The following is a 1,760-nucleotide window of genomic DNA, read 5'->3' on the forward strand; positions in this document are numbered from 1 at the left end:
ACCATCTGAGACACCGCCTAAAGCCGGGTCGTCCACCGCTGCGGGGTCACACCGTGATCTACTACCGCGGAGATCATGTCCGACGGTTGGTCGAGGTGTTCATGCTGAGGGCAGGACGCGCGCATGGGTAGGGACGAGTTCCTTGCCCGCGATGTGTATCGCATCTGGAAGCAGCGCGTGGCGGAGGCGTCCGAGTCGGTCTGGGTATTCACCCCGTACCTGGACAAACTGCTGGTTCGACTGCTTGCCGCATCTACTGCCGTGCCCGTGACCGCGATCGACGTGGTCACCGACCTGTCCCCAGCGAGCGGCTCCGCCAACTACCGCACCAAACTGCTCGCCATCCGGTCCCTGCTCACCGACGGGATAGCGGTTCGCACGCTGCCGCGGTTGCACGCCAAGGTGCTCGTCGTCGACGGGCGCGGTGTGACCGTGGGATCTCAGAACTTCACGACATACGCGCGAGGAAGCCGGGAAGCCACGGCGGTGCCGCAACGCGATATGAGCGACACCCGTTTCCTCGCCACACTCGGGGAGTGGCTGTCGGATGCGACCGTGGTGGACCTCGCGTACGTAGATCTTCTCCTGGAGCGTCTCGAAGAGCCTGCGGCGGCGCACGACCTGGCTCACCGGCGGCTCCTCGAAGCCTTCGAAGAGCAAGAGCGCCTGCGCCAGGAGCGCCTGGCCGAGGCGGAGCGCACCCGACAGGAAGCAGCGCGGGCGGCGGAGGAGGCGCTGCGCCAGGAGCAGGCGCGCAGCCACGAGTCGATGGCCCGAGCGCTGCGCTCTGCCCTCAACCGGACCGCATACCGCTCGCCACAGGGGACCGCGTACGCCGAACTACGTACCGTGGAGTCCTCTGCCGGTCACGACTATCAAACCCTGATGGCGGGCAGTGGCTACGACCTGACGCGGTGGTGCCGCAACGGTGGCCCTCAGGTCCTGCGGTTGAAGTCCTTCGGGTTCTACCCATTGATCCTGTGCCCGTCCGGGCGCATGGCCTTCGCGCGGCTCACCACCACGCGCATCACCTACGTCAGGAGCGGCGTCCGCTTCAACCACTCACAGCGCATCGGCGGTCGCGACTGCTTCGTCACGCTGACCTTCCCTAGCATCCTCGATCGCGGGGCCAACGTCATCGTCGAACTCCGCCCGAACAGTGCCGCGCCCGCAGGTTACAAGTTCGGCCTCCGTTTCGACGGCGAGTCCGCCAGGGTTGCTTGGGAGGGGGCGATCGGCACCGACCGACCGGCCGCTGAAGCCGTATTCAGGCAGTTGTACACAGTGCGAATGCGTGACGCGGGGCGAGACGCCATGCACGATCCCGATGCCACGATGACGTTCTTCGCCGGCCTCCTCGACAATCCGATCACCTTCGACCGCGCCAACCTCGACGCACACAACGCCGACGAGTTCTTCGAGCGGGGCGTATATCGGCTGGACGTTATCGACGCGCATGGCAGCCATGTACTCGTCGCGCAACTTGGGTGAGCCCTCGCCCAGCCAGGACGCCGATTACCACTTCCAGGGGCTTGACCGGGGCGTCGGCGTCTTACATCAAGGAGCGGACTGCGCCGGTAGGGCCTGATGACGCGCAGCAAGCACTTCAGGTGCTGCTGAAAAGTCGTTGCCGGTCGGTTCGGCAACAGTCGTTGGTCACGGTGCCGGTCGCGGCGAACGCGACGATCACGCCCGACGTGGTGTCGCCGTCGTCCGGAACCCGGCCTCTACCGTTATTATAAGGCGGTGTCTCAGATGGC

At 65.7% G+C, this 1,760-nt stretch carries 1 protein-coding gene; it reads left to right on the top strand.

All coding sequences use genetic code 11. The features are described from left to right. Positions 1–123: 123 nt before the first annotated feature. The gene (locus tag AB0367_RS38710; RefSeq protein ID WP_366231498.1) at positions 124–1,491 is read left to right on the top strand and encodes a phospholipase D family protein; all 1,368 of its coding nucleotides are present in this window, start codon (positions 124–126) and stop codon (positions 1,489–1,491) included. The last annotated feature ends 269 nt before the right edge of the window (positions 1,492–1,760 follow it).

The organism is Dactylosporangium sp. NPDC051484 (assembly GCF_040689395.1).
Taxonomy (GTDB): domain Bacteria; phylum Actinomycetota; class Actinomycetes; order Mycobacteriales; family Micromonosporaceae; genus Dactylosporangium.